General features: G+C 43.2%; 15 protein-coding genes. 11 read left to right on the top strand and 4 right to left on the bottom strand.

The window, feature by feature from the left end; all coding sequences use genetic code 11:
* Positions 1-5 precede the first annotated feature (5 nt).
* The 3 genes from ACZ42W_RS14760 (at position 6) to ACZ42W_RS14750 (ending at position 2,493) form a co-directional block, all read left to right on the top strand.
* Entirely contained in the window at positions 6-869 is an 864-nt protein-coding gene (locus ACZ42W_RS14760) for a PHP domain-containing protein (RefSeq protein ID WP_464166103.1), read from the top strand.
* Between the two features lie 112 nt (positions 870-981).
* Complete coding sequence (locus ACZ42W_RS14755) at positions 982-2,148, top strand: aminotransferase class I/II-fold pyridoxal phosphate-dependent enzyme (protein WP_464166102.1); 1,167 nt, start codon at positions 982-984, stop codon at positions 2,146-2,148.
* A 57-nt stretch (positions 2,149-2,205) separates the two neighbouring features.
* A complete protein-coding gene (locus tag ACZ42W_RS14750; protein WP_464166101.1) occupies positions 2,206-2,493 on the top strand; it encodes a translation initiation factor 2 in 288 nt (95 codons plus the stop codon).
* Between the two features lie 79 nt (positions 2,494-2,572).
* Here ACZ42W_RS14750 and ACZ42W_RS14745 read toward each other — a convergent pair whose 3' ends face one another.
* Complete coding sequence (locus ACZ42W_RS14745; protein WP_464166100.1) at positions 2,573-3,055, bottom strand: HD domain-containing protein; 483 nt, start codon at positions 3,053-3,055, stop codon at positions 2,573-2,575.
* 350 nt (positions 3,056-3,405) lie between these two features.
* Here ACZ42W_RS14745 and guaB point away from each other — a divergent pair, with 350 nt between their 5' ends.
* From guaB to ACZ42W_RS14715, 6 genes are all read left to right on the top strand, one after another.
* A complete protein-coding gene (gene guaB / locus ACZ42W_RS14740; protein WP_464166099.1) occupies positions 3,406-4,860 on the top strand; it encodes an IMP dehydrogenase in 1,455 nt (484 codons plus the stop codon).
* Between the two features lie 12 nt (positions 4,861-4,872).
* Positions 4,873-5,238: a hypothetical protein gene (locus ACZ42W_RS14735; protein ID WP_464166098.1), complete on the top strand. Its 366-nt coding sequence runs from the start codon at positions 4,873-4,875 to the stop codon at positions 5,236-5,238.
* A 117-nt stretch (positions 5,239-5,355) separates the two neighbouring features.
* Positions 5,356-5,934: a TetR/AcrR family transcriptional regulator gene (locus ACZ42W_RS14730; RefSeq protein WP_464166097.1), complete on the top strand. Its 579-nt coding sequence runs from the start codon at positions 5,356-5,358 to the stop codon at positions 5,932-5,934.
* Positions 5,935-6,002: 68 nt separating this feature from the next.
* Positions 6,003-6,785, top strand: coding sequence for an undecaprenyl-diphosphatase UppP (gene uppP, locus ACZ42W_RS14725; RefSeq protein ID WP_464166096.1), 783 nt, complete (start codon positions 6,003-6,005; stop codon positions 6,783-6,785).
* Positions 6,786-6,952: 167 nt separating this feature from the next.
* Entirely contained in the window at positions 6,953-8,014 is a 1,062-nt protein-coding gene (locus tag ACZ42W_RS14720; RefSeq protein ID WP_464166095.1) for a DmpA family aminopeptidase, read from the top strand.
* Positions 8,015-8,125: 111 nt separating this feature from the next.
* Entirely contained in the window at positions 8,126-9,340 is a 1,215-nt protein-coding gene (locus ACZ42W_RS14715) for a hypothetical protein (RefSeq protein WP_464166094.1), read from the top strand.
* A 38-nt stretch (positions 9,341-9,378) separates the two neighbouring features.
* Here the strand turns inward: ACZ42W_RS14715 and ACZ42W_RS14710 are convergent, their stop codons facing one another.
* A complete protein-coding gene (locus tag ACZ42W_RS14710) occupies positions 9,379-10,620 on the bottom strand; it encodes a two-component system sensor histidine kinase NtrB (RefSeq protein ID WP_464166093.1) in 1,242 nt (413 codons plus the stop codon).
* Between the two features lie 270 nt (positions 10,621-10,890).
* Here ACZ42W_RS14710 and ACZ42W_RS14705 point away from each other — a divergent pair, with 270 nt between their 5' ends.
* Together ACZ42W_RS14705 and ACZ42W_RS14700 are read left to right on the top strand one after the other, a co-directional pair.
* Positions 10,891-11,349, top strand: a complete 459-nt coding sequence (locus ACZ42W_RS14705; protein WP_464166092.1) for an N-acetyltransferase — start codon at positions 10,891-10,893, stop codon at positions 11,347-11,349.
* 83 nt (positions 11,350-11,432) lie between these two features.
* On the top strand, positions 11,433-13,010 hold the full coding sequence (locus ACZ42W_RS14700) for a prenyltransferase/squalene oxidase repeat-containing protein (RefSeq protein WP_464166091.1): 1,578 nt from the start codon (positions 11,433-11,435) through the stop codon (positions 13,008-13,010).
* On the opposite strand, the gene ACZ42W_RS14695 is transcribed toward ACZ42W_RS14700, so the two are convergent.
* Both ACZ42W_RS14695 and ACZ42W_RS14690 read right to left on the bottom strand, forming a co-directional pair.
* Entirely contained in the window at positions 13,000-13,218 is a 219-nt protein-coding gene (locus ACZ42W_RS14695) for a hypothetical protein (protein ID WP_464166090.1), read from the bottom strand. The genes ACZ42W_RS14700 and ACZ42W_RS14695 overlap by 11 nt on opposite strands.
* Positions 13,219-13,369: 151 nt before the next feature.
* A complete protein-coding gene (locus ACZ42W_RS14690) occupies positions 13,370-14,149 on the bottom strand; it encodes a tetratricopeptide repeat protein (protein WP_464166089.1) in 780 nt (259 codons plus the stop codon).
* Positions 14,150-14,597 lie beyond the last annotated feature (448 nt).

The following is a 14,597-nucleotide window of genomic DNA, read 5'->3' as shown; positions in this document are numbered from 1 at the left end:
TAATCATGGTTGGTGCTAAAAACAGGTATCCCGAGGCAGATTTGCATTGCCACACGACAGCCTCCGATGGAGTGCTAACACCGTGGGAGCTTGTGAAAGCCGCTGCCGAATGTGGACTTACATCGATAGGTATTACAGATCATGATACTACGAGTGGTTGGGATGAGGCCGAAAAAGCAGGAATTCACTACGGAGTAGACGTTTTAAGAGGAATTGAACTTAACACAGATCACTCGGGTACTGAGGTTCACATATTAGGTTATGAAATGGATCCGAAGACGCTCGTATTGCAAGAGAAGCTACGTATATTACAGGATGCTCGTCATCATCGGGTCTTCACAATCTTGGAGAGGTTAAAGAGTCAGGGGATCGAAATTCAGAGGGCGGAGATTGAGAACATCGCCCGCGGAGAATCGATCGGAAGACCCCACATTGCTCAAGCCCTCATGAATAAAGGGATTGTCAAAACCATTAAAGAAGCTTTTGATCGCTATATTGGACTGGGAGCCCCAGCCTATGTAGCGCGTTATAAACTTAGTCCTGAAGAGGGAATTGCCTTGGTCCGAGCAGCAGGAGGGGTTGCTGTATTAGCTCATCCTGGAGTACATGGCTTAAGTGAAAGCATCCCTCAGTGGGTCGAATCAGGTCTTCAGGGTGTTGAAGTCTTTCATTCCGAGCATTCAAGCAAGGATGAGAAGCACTATCGGGAGTTAGCAGAACACTACAATCTCATTATGACAGGTGGATCAGATTTCCATGGAGAAGCGCGTAAACCTGGCATACATCTTGGAGATTGGGGAACCTCGTATGAGGTTGTCGAGAAGATTCGAAGCATTGCTCGAGAGCACTATTTTCAAGCCGGTAAGTAACCTTTTTAAGTAACAAAGCTTCAGATGGAGAAACCCATCTGAAATGAGTTCCCTAATCGAGAGAAGTCCTCGTTAAGAGGTAAGTCCTAGAGGAAGTAGGAGGAGAAAGACTTTGCAAGCTCAACGTTTAAGCGGCTTAGGAGCGTCCGTATTCACAGAAATGGATGACTTAAAAACGGAGTTAGAAAAGGCGGGACGTAAACTCATCAATCTGAGTATCGGTAGTCCTGACCGTGCCCCATCTCAAGAAATCCGTCAGATCCTTGCGGAGGCTGTGCTTGATGGGAAAAATTATGGGTATACCTTAACGCGTGGTTCAGAGGCTTTTCGTACAAGCTGTGCCCGTTGGTATAACGAGCGTTTCGGTGTTGTTTTAGATTCGGAAAATGAAGTGTTGCCGTTGATGGGATCACAAGATGGATTGGCACACGTCTTTCTGGCCTTTTTAGATCCTGGGGAAATCGCGTTGATTCCTGATCCGGGATATCCAATCTATACAGCAGGATTAATTCTCGCGGGTGGAGAAAAGGTTTCCTTGCCTTTGCTTGAGGAGAACAGTTTCCTGCCCGATTTAACAGATATCGAACCAGAGATAGCGAAGAAAGCTAAGATCATGTTTTTAAATTACCCTAATAATCCTACTGCGGCTGTCGCACCACTCGCTTTTTATGAAGAGGTTGTTCACTTTGCTAAGAAATACGACATTATCGTTTGCCATGATGCGGCGTACTCTGAGCTTGCCTTTGATGGATATCGACCAGCGAGCTTTTTGCAAGCACCAGGTGCTAAGGATGTGGGAATTGAGTTCCACTCTGTCTCGAAAACGTACAATTTGGCAGGAGCTCGACTGGGCTTTGTCGTAGGAAATTCAGAAATCATACGTGTTTTGGCACAATTGAAGTCCAATATTGACTATGGCGTATTTGAACCTGTCTTAAAAGCCGGTGCGTTTGCTTTGAATGCATCACAAGACAATGTCAAGGAGAATCGACAGGCCTATCAGCAACGTCGGGATCTTTGGATTGAGGGATGTGCTAAAGCAGGTTGGTCAATGCCCTCGCCGAGTGGATCAATGTTTATATGGGCGCCCGTTCCCACCTCGCAGGATTCATTGACGTTCGCAAGGGAGCTTGCACAGGAGGCCGGGGTTATCGTCGTTCCGGGGATAGCCTTCGGAAGGTACGGAGAGGGTTATGTCCGAATTGCTTTAGTCCAGGAATTAGAGATTCTCAATGAGGCTGTAACACGCGTTCATGAGTTTTTGAGATGTAAGGGTTAAAAAATCGTCTCTCGGCATAGAATACAAGTGTAAATCTATCGCCGGGGGGGTAGCACCTTGGATGTCCATGAAGAGATAAGGCATCTTAACGAAGAACTGAGGACTGCCAAAGCAAGGATCGGAGAATTAGAGCAACGTGTGGAGCATTTAAGAGTTAGCCGAAGGGTACTTATGAACTTGCTTGAGAAGGTTGAGCGAGAAAAGGTTTCTTTAGTGCATAAGCTTGAAAGTGAGAATGTCCGTCTCCATCGGGATAATACTCGTTTTGCAAAGTGGATTTTTTCTAAGAATCGGCAGATAGTAGAGCTTCAGGAAAGAATTGAGGAATATCAAGAGAAGGCCTAACTAAAACTTGAGTTTTAGTTAAGCCTTCTTTTCTTGTCTCAGAACTTATTGTATCTGATGCTGCCATGAAGTGGGAGCCTTAGTGCCGGTTATCTGCTTCATAGAGCAGCAGACCTTCCCGTGTCTTAGGGGAATGATGATGAAGGATGAGCTCGACGATTTCGACATCTAAGCCAATATCAAGCGCGAATTCAGCTCCCCAGGTCGGATGCTTCTCTGCAGTACAGAGAGGGGAGGAAAAAAAGGGAGAACAACGAAGAAAGAAGTCCCATGCTTTACGAGGGGCTCGCTGCAACAAAACGATATAGATGCGCTCCCAGACGTTAAGTGGATTCTTAGATTTTCCACAGTCGTGAAGAAGAGCTGCTATAAGAAGATTAGGGTTCCTAGAGGCAGACCATAAATCAAGTGTGACGTCTAAAGCATGGCGCTGTTCGGCTAAGGATTGAGCCAAAAAGAGTGGGATAGCAGGGGAAGGGAGTATATCCAAGGCCCAGTTTAACTCTTTAGAAGAAATTTTAGGCATGAGTGCTTGCCAAAACTGACGAATACGGTAAATCATGATAGCCTCCCTGAATGATGTTCCAACTCTATTTTACACAATTATTAAGGCGGACAGAAGAATTTTCATCTATCTATGTAAGTTTTTCAGGATAAAGGGAATTCTATTTCGGTAATAGGGGTAACCCAATTCATCAGAATTTATCAGAAACATGTGCGTAAGTTCCTCCGAAACTCACGGGCGAGAAGCGACCGCTTTAGAAGCAGGAATCTAAGTGGCGCTGAGTCGTCGAATAGAAAAAGATGGTAGATAATTATGAATCTTAATACTTATGTGAATCTACTTTTTCCTATTCTCTTCGATAGTAATCTGATATACTACTTAGAAAAGCATTGAGAAAGGAGTCTATTATGTACTCTGCTAAAATTATTGGAGAAGCCCTTACCTTTGATGATGTCTTGTTAATTCCGGCTAAATCGGAAGTCTTACCACGAGACGTCGATGTAAGTACCTATCTAACGAAAAAGATTAAGCTCAATATCCCTTTGATGAGTGCTGGTATGGATACTGTAACCGATTCTCGTATGGCTATAGCCATGGCCCGAGAAGGTGGAATCGGTATTATTCATAAGAATATGACGATTGAACAGCAGGCCCTTGAAGTCGATAAAGTTAAGCGCTCAGAGCATGGGGTTATTACTGATCCTATTTTCTTACATCCAGAGGATAAAGTCCAGGACGCGCTTACCTTGATGGCACGCTATCGAATTTCTGGAGTGCCTATTACAGTCCAGGGAAAGCTCGTCGGAATTTTGACCAATCGAGATCTACGTTTCGAAAGAGATTATGACCGTGCTATTGGGGAAGTAATGACCAAAGAAAATTTGGTGACTGCTTCAGTCGGAACAACACTAGAGCACGCGAAGGAGATCTTAGCACAACATCGAATTGAAAAATTGCCCATTGTTGACGCTGAAGGATATCTTAAAGGCTTAATCACGATTAAGGACATTGAAAAGGCACGCCAGTATCCCAATTCTGCAAAAGATGGAAGAGGCCGATTAAGAGTAGGTGCTGCAGTCGGTGTAACACAGGACACTCTAGAACGGGCTGGAGCTTTGAACAAAGCTGGAGCAGATGTTATCGTCATTGATACAGCGCATGGACATTCCCATGGAGTCTTTGAAATGGTTAAATTAATGCGTCAGACGTTCCCTGAGATGCAGATTATCGCAGGGAATGTAGCAACTGCTGGAGCGACTCGCGATCTCATCGAAGCAGGTGCAGATGCGATTAAGGTTGGAATTGGACCTGGATCCATCTGTACTACACGTGTCGTAGCGGGTATCGGAGTTCCTCAAATAACAGCGATCATGAATTGCGCTGAAGAGGCAGACAAATATGGAATTCCTGTTATCGCGGATGGCGGAATCAAGTTCTCAGGAGATATCGTCAAAGCCCTGGCATCTGGCGCGAAGGTCGTTATGATTGGTAGTTTATTTGCTGGAACTGAGGAAAGTCCTGGAGAGACTGAAATTTATCAAGGGCGTAGCTTCAAGGTATACCGGGGAATGGGCTCGATTGGGGCGATGAAAGAGGGAAGCCGTGATCGCTATTTCCAAGAAAAGGATCAAAAGCTTGTCCCTGAGGGAATCGAAGGACGTGTTCCCTACAAGGGTCCATTGGCCGATACCGTTTATCAGATGATCGGTGGGTTACGAGCAGGTATGGGCTATTGCGGTACGGCAAACATTGAGACGCTTCGCAAAGAGGGTCAATTTGTGCGCATTACTCAAGCTGGTTTGAAGGAAAGCCACCCGCATGATATAACCATTACAAAGGAATCGCCGAACTATAGTCTTTAATGGAGGTTTTTCGTGAATTCAACTCCTCAAGAGCCGAATGAGTCGTCTTTTCAGCTAAAAAACTGGCATTACGCGGTCGTGTTGGTGTCACTGTATTTTATCTGGGGAGAGTTTTTTCCAGAACAGACATTCATCAATCAATTGGTATTTAACTTTGCACTTTTTTATCCTGTTGGCTTCATGAATGGATACTTTAAGGATCCGGGTGGGGCTATACCCGTGTTTCGAATGGTCATTGTGTTCAACCTAATGACGTATGTCTTAGTGATCACTTCAGGTATAAGTGTCCCTCTCCTTTTAGCATGTGTTGATTTTCTAACCATGTTTCTATTTGTCTACTTAGGAATTCTCATAGGAAGAAGAACAAGAACACGTTAAGCGTACTTAGCTATGTGTTTAATAATGAAAACCTCCTCCTTGCAGAAGGAAAATAATGGATTATGGCGAAGTATATGGCTATGGTCTATCGATTCCCCTGGAGAAGGAGGTTTTTTCATGCCGGAAATATCTCGACGTGAGCGAAAAAAAAAGGAGACTTATGATCGGCTCTTTCATAGTGCCATGAACCTATTTCAAATTCAGGGTTATGAACATACCTCGGTAGAACAAATTACTCAACAGGCTGACGTGGGAAAAGGAACCTTCTATAATTATTTTGAATCAAAAGAAGCGGTTGTCTTGGAGTTTTCGAAAAGAAAATATCAAGACATGATTGCTACGGGGAGAGAGGCGGGATACTCTCTAAGGGAACGATTAGATAACGTGTTACGGGGTTGGGCTGAATTCATGGTGTCTGAGCGGGAATTGGCTTGGGTTGCCGTACGAAGTCGCGAGCAAGCGGAGTTGGATAAAGGCTTACATTATGGAATCATCGGTATTTTAAGTCACGGTCAGCGGCTTGGAGAAATTAGTAAACGTTTTGATCCTGTCTTTCTGGCTGAGAGTTTAGAGGGTATGGTTTTACAACATTTCATGCACTGGTTTGTAACCCGGGAAGGAAATCTTGAAGAGGAGATGAAAGAAGTTCTAAGTTTGTTTTTTGATGGACTTATAGATAGTCAACGTAGAGCTTAGTTAAGTATTTTCAGGATGCACTAGTTGTGGTATATTAGTCGAAGTAATATTTCTTGGGAGGTAGGAACGTGACAATCTTACAAGCGGTTATCTTGGGAATTGTTCAGGGGTTAGGTGAATTTTTGCCAATTTCTAGTTCGGCGCATCTTGTCTTAATTCCGTGGTTATTTGGCTGGCAAGATCCTGGATTAACCTTTGATGTGGCCTTACATATGGGTACTCTTTTGGCCGTGGTTATCTATTTTTGGCGAGATTGGGTGAGTTTGCTGAAGGGAGCATTAAGTACCAAGCCTTCCTATGAACGGAGAATTTTTTGGTATCTTGTCTTTGCCACGATACCAGGAGCTGCGATCGGACTCGCTCTTGAAAGTAAAGCTGAGACGGTATTCCGTAATCCCTTATTAATTGGGGTCATGCTTATTGTCATGGGAATCCTTCTTTATCTGGCTGACCGTCGTCGTCAACTCCGTACTATGGATACGATGACATTCTCCGATGCGATACTTATCGGTTTGTCTCAGGCCTTAGCAATTATTCCAGGGGTTTCACGCTCCGGAAGTACAATGACTGTGGCTCGCTGGCTGTCTCTTACTCGGGAAGATGCTGCCAGATTCTCTTTTCTCATGTCGACGCCTATTGTTATGGGAGCTGGAATTTTGAGTATGCGGCATTTGCAGTTAACCGATATCAATACAGCGTTCATCGTTGGAGTAATTACTTCTTTTATCATTGGAATACTTAGCATTTCGTTTTTGTTAAGGTATTTAAAAACGAGTGATTTTAAAATATTCGTAGGGTATCGTTTTATTCTCGGTTTGGCTGTGATTGTTATAGCACTTTTCATCAGATAACTCATTGTCACTGCGATTTTTGCTCCTTTCAGCTTAAAATAAAAGGTTAAGAGCTTAAAAGTTTAAAAGGTTAGAAGGCTGTCCAGCTTGGATAGCCTTTTTACTTTTTCTTAGGGTAACATGTTCTGTTCCCCCTTGTCGTGCATAAAGTGACAGGGGGTGCTTTAATGAAACGAGAAAGTCCAAGATCCTATGGGCTATGGATGGGTGAATTACCCACTGGGGTGAATAATGATATAACCGATGTCCCGGGAGTCTTGGTAGGAAATGTCTCTATCATAAAAGGGCTCGGCCCCCTGATTCCTGGCAAAGGGCCTATTCGAACAGGGGTGACTGCGATTCGTCCCCATCCAGGAAATCTATATCGCCAACCCTGTTGGGCTGGAATTCATGTCATTAATGGGTTTGGAAAGTCGATAGGGGTTCCCTTTGTTCAAGAAACGGGGATACTTAATTCACCGATTCTGTTAACGAATACGTTAAGTGTCAATGAGGTAGCTCAAGGGCTTTTAACGTATTTATTACAAGAAAATCCTGAAATAGGGAATGACGCGCGTACTCCGAACCTACTCGTATTTGAATGCGATGATTCTTATCTGAACGATATTCGGGGTCGCCATGTTAAACCTTGGGATGCGATTCTTGCGCTAAACCGAGCAGGGAGGGGACCTATCCCGCAAGGAAATATCGGAGCGGGGATAGGGATGTCGTGTTTTCAACTCAAGGGTGGAATTGGAAGTGCTTCACGAACTATTGACTTAAGGGGACAGACCTATATGTTCGGTATGTTGGCTTTAAGTAATTTTGGGCATCTAAACGATTTAGTGATCAACGGCGTCCCCATTGGGTTAAGTCTAAGCCTAAGACTATCGCTTAAAGGAGAGGTTCCAGGTTCACTTATCTTAATTGGAATGACCAATGCCCCTTTGACGCGTTGGCAGTTAGAGAAGCTCGCAACCAAGGCTACCCTTGGACTAGGGAGAACGGGAGGAGTTTCTCGCACTGGAAGCGGAGAATTCTGTTTAATCGTTAACACCAATGGCTTGATTCAAGAAGAGCAAATTCCGGATTGGGATCTTGACCCCTTCTTCAAGGCTGTCGTTGAAACAACGGCTGAGAGTATATGGAACTCGATGTTTCTTGCTGAGAGTATGGAAGGACGAGATTGTCATAGAAGAGAAGAGATTCCCATAGAAGAAACCTTACAACTTATCTGCAACAAATGTTAACAAGAAAGCTAGAGGCAAGAAAAGGTTCTCGCTTTTTCCTTAGGCTTGTGTCATTTTGTCTACAATCCTTGCGTAAATATGTAGTATGACAAAAGCTAAGGGAGGATCACTGTGAAGAACTGGCAAGAGGTCTGGGAGCACCATGGAGATATTTTCATCGCACATAATTGGCAGGAATGTTCTAGCGAAAGAAGGAAAGACTGGCGCTTGCCAGCTCAATTTTCTTATTTCTCTGGTGGGGAAACAGCATTGCGGGTTGGAATTGTTGCGAGCGAGTCAATGCCGAAGGAAGATGAATTTTTACTTGCGGGGATGCTTTGGGCAAACCGTTTGAGTAATGGGGCGAGAACGGTAATATATTTTATCGCGCCTGATTTTTCACCCTTTTTTCTCTATACTTTAAATAAAATTGGAGGCGTCATAGCCGCGCGGGCAATGTATTGGCGGGAAAGGCTTTCCCCGAGCCTCTACCTTATACCTGATAACACAGTGGGAAGTTCAACGAAATATACGTTGGGCGAAGCTCGTCCGAATTGGTCAAAGTGGAGGCAAGAACTCAATCCAGTTGCCCAACAACAACTTGCAGTGGTTAGAGATTTTTTTGAACAACTTAGCGAAAGACGTGTGCGTACGGAGATCAAACCTCAGAGTATCTCATTTTTGTGGGGAAGTATAGAGATTGCTGAGATTAAAAGAAAAGGTAAAAAATTCGAATTAACAACGAAATCAAAATGGGAGAGAGATATAGAAAAAAGCCGACAATTTCAGCGTCAAGGTTGGGTTGATTCGTCAGGAACCTTAAATGGTGAGTTCAGCTCGACTGTATTAAGCATACTTTGCCATTTAGAATATAAGGAGAAGAATGACGAATTAAAATCGAGGGAGCGTCTTTCGCTTTGGTTACATTACGGAGGAGGAGTCATATCCACATTATGGGGGAATCCCAGAGAATGGCCGTGGTTACCTAAAGATCGGGGAGAAAGTTGGGTTCATGACTTAAGTCAGTGGTTTTATTTTGAGGGTGACGGGCAACTCAGCATTGTCTGTCCGATTCTTGAAAAACCCCTGAATAATGCGAGTCAAGCCACCTTACTTACCAGTGTGTTAGAAAGAAGTCTATTACTTGACACGGGTAAAACAAAGCCAATGAATTCTATTTGGGATTCAAGAATTCATTGGCTTACTTTGAGCAGTATGGAAGGTGACCTTCGGCTTTGGCTTTCCTGGCTCAAAGCACCAGAGCAATTCCAAATTTGGACATTGCCTGATACCTGGCAGAAACAGGGCTTAAATGAGCTCGCCTGTCGAAGTATAACAGCCTTTTAATCGAATACGAAGAGGGGAAGAGAAGAAAATAAAATAGACTAAGCCTCTTGGATTACCGGAATACGCAAGAGAACGACCGTCCCAGAAGAAACCTCTGGCTCCATGAACACGAGTTCGCCGTGATGTGCCAAGAGGATCCTTTGTGCAATGGTTAGTCCAAGGCCTGTCCCTTCTTTCCGTGTAGTAAAGAACGGATCAAAGATATGCGGGCGGATGTCCTTTGAAATGCCATCCCCAAAGTCGATAACCTTGATCTGAAGATGATCCTGGTGTTCGTCAAGTAAGATATGAATTTGATCGTTTACCTGTGAAGCATCAATAGCATTTTGCGTAACTGCGAGGAGCACTTGGATAAGCTGCTCCTCATCGCCTAATATGGGTCTAATAGGAGGATTTACAGATACGTGAATTGCAACCTCCTTCATGGAACACGTGGGGTGGAGAATTTGTACAACTGAATGGACAAGCTTCTCTGCAATAAGGGGTTGGAAGTGAGGAGCTGTTGGATTTGTCAGGAGAAGGAAGTGCTTTAAGAGCTCATCTGTGGTTTGTATTTCTTCTAAGATCAGTTGATGATAGGGTCTAAAAGCAGGTGGGAATTGCTCAGACCCAATAAGTTGCATAAATCCTTTAATCGTTGTGAGAGGATTTCTTATCTCATGGGCTAATCCAGCTGCCACCTGCCCTACTGCTGAAAATTTAGCGGCTTGCAGATAAGCTTCATTGCGTCGTTTTTCTTCGCTTATATCGGTGAGGATAAGCAGAAGTCCGGAACGACATCCCTGATCAAGTAAGGGGCGAATCCGATAATCAAGATAGATTGACTTAGCATTAGGTTTCTCCCAAGTCAATTCTCCTTTTAGAGTATCCTTTAAGGAGAATTCTATATTTGGAATGTGAAGCGTGGTATAGATAGACTTTCCGATAATTTTAGATTCGGGTATTCCAAGAATTTCAGATACATGGGGGCTCATATCAATGACTCGATAGTGCGCATCGAGTACAATTAAAGCTTCACGTGAATAGTCAACGGTCTGACTTAAGGGAGGATTTTGTTGGAGCAAAACGCGCATGGCACGGATATGTCCTTGATGAAGCTGTCTTTCCTTATTTAGAGTATAGTAAGTGAGTATGCTCCAGGTTCCGAGAAAGGTTGTCACAGCGATGATGACAAATTGATGAGATGTTTCAGAAAAGCCTAGGTGTAAGATTAATGCGAGCAGAGTGAGGAGTATGGACACATAGATTCGATTAAAGACTTTTTCACGTAAGGAAACCATTGATATTACCTCCCAATATTGACAACAGCCATGGGATATCTTATCACATGGTGATGGAAGAAAAATGTAAAAAAATAGTATAACGTAAAAAATAATATATTAACTCGGCGAAGCCTAGCAGCTAGCGGTTTTTGCAAACGAGTAAAAAGATTGAAGATAGATAACAGACTTTAAACTGACAAATTTCTTTCTTTTTTTAAAGCATATATTAATTTCTTTCATAAATATTATATACGATGTATAATTATACATATGGAGGAGGTTAAGACTATGAAATTAAGAAGAACTAAATTAAGTGATGTTGAAGAAATAATGTCCTTGATCAATGGCTTTGCTGATCAAGGATTAATGCTTCCCCGATCGAGAAATACACTTTATGAACACCTCAGGGAGTTTTTAGTCATTGAAAGTGATCAGAAGATCATCGCTGTTGGAGCTTTGCATATTATCTGGGATGATTTAGCTGAGATAAGAGCGCTTGCTGTGTCTCAGGACAATCAAGGCCAGGGTTTGGGAAAGATGCTCGTCCAAGCGCTACTTCAGGAAGCGCGAGAAATCGAATGTCCTAAGGTTTTCACCTTGACCTATCAGCCGGGCTTTTTTGAGCGTTGTGGTTTTACCCTAACAGATAAGGAAGATATGCCCCATAAGGTTTGGAAAGAGTGTATCCATTGCGTGAAATTCCCAAATTGCGATGAGAATGCTATGATTCTAAACCTAGGGAATTAAGCTGAAAAGAAGAATCATATTCACCGGTTTTACGCTTCTCTCATAATTATAGTATAGCTAGAAAAAGTAAAATGGAGCGTACTATGGATGTGAGAGAAGAGGCAAAGGTAGGCCTGGAGAAGGCAATACGCTTTGTCGAAGAAGGTATTATTCAGATCCTTCAGGATGAGCTGGATGAGGAACATGGAGTATCAGTGTGCCCTGGAGCCACAGCGATGGCTTCCTTAAGCTTGCTTATTCTAGGAAAAGGATTTGAAAGGTCGCAACGTGGCGGCGTCAATTGGTTAATTAAAGCACAACAAAATCAGGGATGGGGTAAAATTCCTGGAAGTACTCCAGACCCTGAAGTAACACAAATCGGTCGAGTTGTTCTTCAAGGAAGCCGAGGGAGCCTATTAAGCAAGCTTACCCTCATAGAAGAAGCTAAACAATTAGCTCAACTGGTATTAACTTTAGGACAGGACGTGGTCCCAGGCTTAGAGGGGCCTTCGGCAGAAGAAATTCGCTTACCCCATATCCTTGAGGATTCTGTCTTAGAAAAGCTTCCACCCTATGGGAGGCCGGTTGTAGTTGCCGCCGCCCTCTTGGCAGCTAATGAAGGTCAGAAGGGAATTGAAGAAGGGCTCAAAATGATCCAAGAGAGTCAGATGCCAGACGGATCCTGGGCAGAGGATATTGTAGCCACCAGTCTGTGCATAATGGCTCTTTTTCGGTTTAGAGGAATGGAAATGAATATTCACAATGCTGGAATCTGGCTCACGCGTAAGCAATATGCGAGTGGAGGTTGGCCAGCCTTTGATCAGCTAAAGACCTGGGCGGTAGGCTGGTCATTATCTATCCTGGATGAGCGTTCCTCTCTCTCGGAAGGCATTTTGAATAAGGCACGTGTATGGCTTGCCCAAGCAGGGAATTTAGATGGGAGCTTCGGAACGACTCCTCCTTCGAGCCACCCAGACTTGGATGATACAGCAATTGCGCTTAGGGGACTGCCAGTAGGTTGTGAAACTTCAAATCGAACGATACGCCTACTGCGCCGCTTACAGAATGAAGATGGTTCCTGGGGGACTTTCCCTAGTTTCAGCGGTCAGCCCCCCAATATCGAGTCCAGGAGGCCCGTTTATATTTCTAGCCTCGATGTTACTGTCCATGTAGTTGAAGCATTACTAAGACAAGGACTTCCACCCGCAGAACCGAGTGTCCAAAAAGCTCTACGTTGGATACTGTTACAACAAAAAAAAGACGGACCCTTTCAGTCCGTTTGGTTCGAAAATGCGATTTATGGAAGTGCCCAGGTGATTGACCTGTTAAACAACGTCAAATTCGGATGGGGTATGTTACGGATGTCGAGACAGGCTTATTATGCCCGCCAACGAGGGGTTGAATTTCTTCTCCATCAATACAGCTCCAATGGGGATTGGGGAGATTCTGTCGCTGAAACTTCTTTAGCGATATCCGCTTTAAAGAATGAGGGAGCCCATCTTGATAGGAACCTCTTTGACAGAGCAATCCAAAGTATCTTATCTAGACAGAAACAAACCGGGTCATTTATTCCGATTTATCAAGGTATTTATGCGAAGGGTTGGAATTATGAAGAACCCATTTCCACCGCTCTAAGCGCAATACGAGCTCTAGAATGGTATGTGAATCAAGCTAAGCTATAGAATGTGATTTGCAGCGCAGTGAATTTGTTTTACGTCGACGGGACAACGAAGGTTGTTCAGTAATAATCGTTCGAAGGAACTTCCACTGCAACTCAAGATAGGCACTGGCATATTCGTGCTCACTTGTACCCTGGGCTAACAGATATTCACGGGAAGAGGCTTCGAATTCGCGAATAAATTTTAATGCTTCTTCACGAGATGACAGCATATGGCATTCCTCCATCTTATTTATGATTTTTAAGATATGAGAATGAAATTAAACGTCTAAACTAGTTTGTCTATATTATATAGAAATATCCTTGTGAAACATGTTGTAAAAAGAAGATTGCAAGCGTGAGAAAGAGAAGAAGAATGCTGAACTAATGTGATTTTGTGTAGCTTTTTGGTGAAACGCTAGTCGGTAGCTTAACTTTCCGCCAAAGCGTAATATCAAAGAACCTAATATTTCCCGAACGATAGTTCTTTTTCGCGTTAGGATAATCTTTTAAGACAAAGTAACAATCCCCCAGTGAATGATAGATGCTTGCGGTATAGCTTAAGGTGAGAAGCCGTTGTGTGAATCGGTTTGCTCCATTGTGAGGGAATCCGAATTCATGGGCTAACCTTAGACTTCTTTCGTAGATTTTTACAGCATCATGAGGTTTACCCATATGTTGAAGGATATGCCCTTGAGTTGCGAGGAGAAGAGGATCGGTCAACGTGTAATGATTCCCATGGATGACACTCAGGGCATGCCTAGGGCGCCCTTCACGGAGCAAGATATCGGCTAAAGTAGCACACAAAAGTGGGTCTTGGGTATCTAAATACTTTTCGAGGAGCGGTATAGCTTGTTTCGGTTCATGAAAGTAAAAATAGAGTTGACTGGCAAAACGTGAGATAGCGAGGGGAGTTGGGTCCTGAGTTATTTCACGAGCCATTTTTTGTGCGGTAGACTTCTTGTCTGGTGGAGGAAAGCTTTTTTTGCGCATCATCGTTAGATAGGAAATTATCGACCCTATAAAAAAGACAAAGCCTCCAATGAGCCAGTTAAATCTCCAAACCATGACAAAACTTGCACAGAGAAAAAGTATAAAGAGTGACAGAAAATAGTAAAGTTTATAGACATAGAGGATTTCAAGATCAAATTGAACTTGGCGCATAAGGTTACCTCCATCGTGCGATACCCTTTAGTGCATTATATGACAAGGGTACAATCAATATGATGAGTAAAGCCGAAGAAGATAGTCTGAATTTGGTGGTCTGACCTTCATAAGGTCATATTTTTTTTAAGACCAGCAGGAATTTGAAAATTCATATAGAATTGTTTTAACTATTGAAACGATGTTTTATAATTCCTTATAAGGTTTCTAAACTTATTTGTCATAATCAAGAGATTCAGCGGAGGTTGAGTCGAAAGAAGGTGGCCGTTTTAATAAAAAATCATTTAAATTCTCGTGTAAATTTATAAATAAATCTGTTGACTATTCAAGAGATTCATAAGATAATAGTGTTAAGCAAAGGGAAATGAAACTAAGTTTCACATAGTGAAACAAACATATTCCCTTTTGCGGTAAACAAATACCGGCCGGAAAGCTTGCTGACTTAATG

Source organism: Desulfitobacterium elongatum, from assembly GCF_055378975.1.
Note: the sequence above shows the minus strand (reverse complement) of the source record. Positions and strands in the feature narration are given on the sequence as shown.

Excerpts from the sequence above, each read along its gene's own strand:
- ACZ42W_RS14760 (WP_464166103.1), top strand. The coding sequence starts at position 6 with ATGGTTGGTGCTAAAAACAGGTATCCCGAGGCAGATTTGCATTGCCAC.
- ACZ42W_RS14745 (WP_464166100.1), bottom strand. The coding sequence starts at position 3,055 with ATGATTTACCGTATTCGTCAGTTTTGGCAAGCACTCATGCCTAAAATT.
- guaB (WP_464166099.1), top strand. The coding sequence starts at position 3,406 with ATGTACTCTGCTAAAATTATTGGAGAAGCCCTTACCTTTGATGATGTC.
- ACZ42W_RS14730 (WP_464166097.1), top strand. The coding sequence starts at position 5,356 with ATGCCGGAAATATCTCGACGTGAGCGAAAAAAAAAGGAGACTTATGAT.
- ACZ42W_RS14720 (WP_464166095.1), top strand. The coding sequence starts at position 6,953 with ATGAAACGAGAAAGTCCAAGATCCTATGGGCTATGGATGGGTGAATTA.
- ACZ42W_RS14710 (WP_464166093.1), bottom strand. The coding sequence starts at position 10,620 with ATGGTTTCCTTACGTGAAAAAGTCTTTAATCGAATCTATGTGTCCATA.
- ACZ42W_RS14705 (WP_464166092.1), top strand. The coding sequence starts at position 10,891 with ATGAAATTAAGAAGAACTAAATTAAGTGATGTTGAAGAAATAATGTCC.
- ACZ42W_RS14700 (WP_464166091.1), top strand. The coding sequence starts at position 11,433 with ATGGATGTGAGAGAAGAGGCAAAGGTAGGCCTGGAGAAGGCAATACGC.
- ACZ42W_RS14695 (WP_464166090.1), bottom strand. The coding sequence starts at position 13,218 with ATGCTGTCATCTCGTGAAGAAGCATTAAAATTTATTCGCGAATTCGAA.
- ACZ42W_RS14690 (WP_464166089.1), bottom strand. The coding sequence starts at position 14,149 with ATGCGCCAAGTTCAATTTGATCTTGAAATCCTCTATGTCTATAAACTT.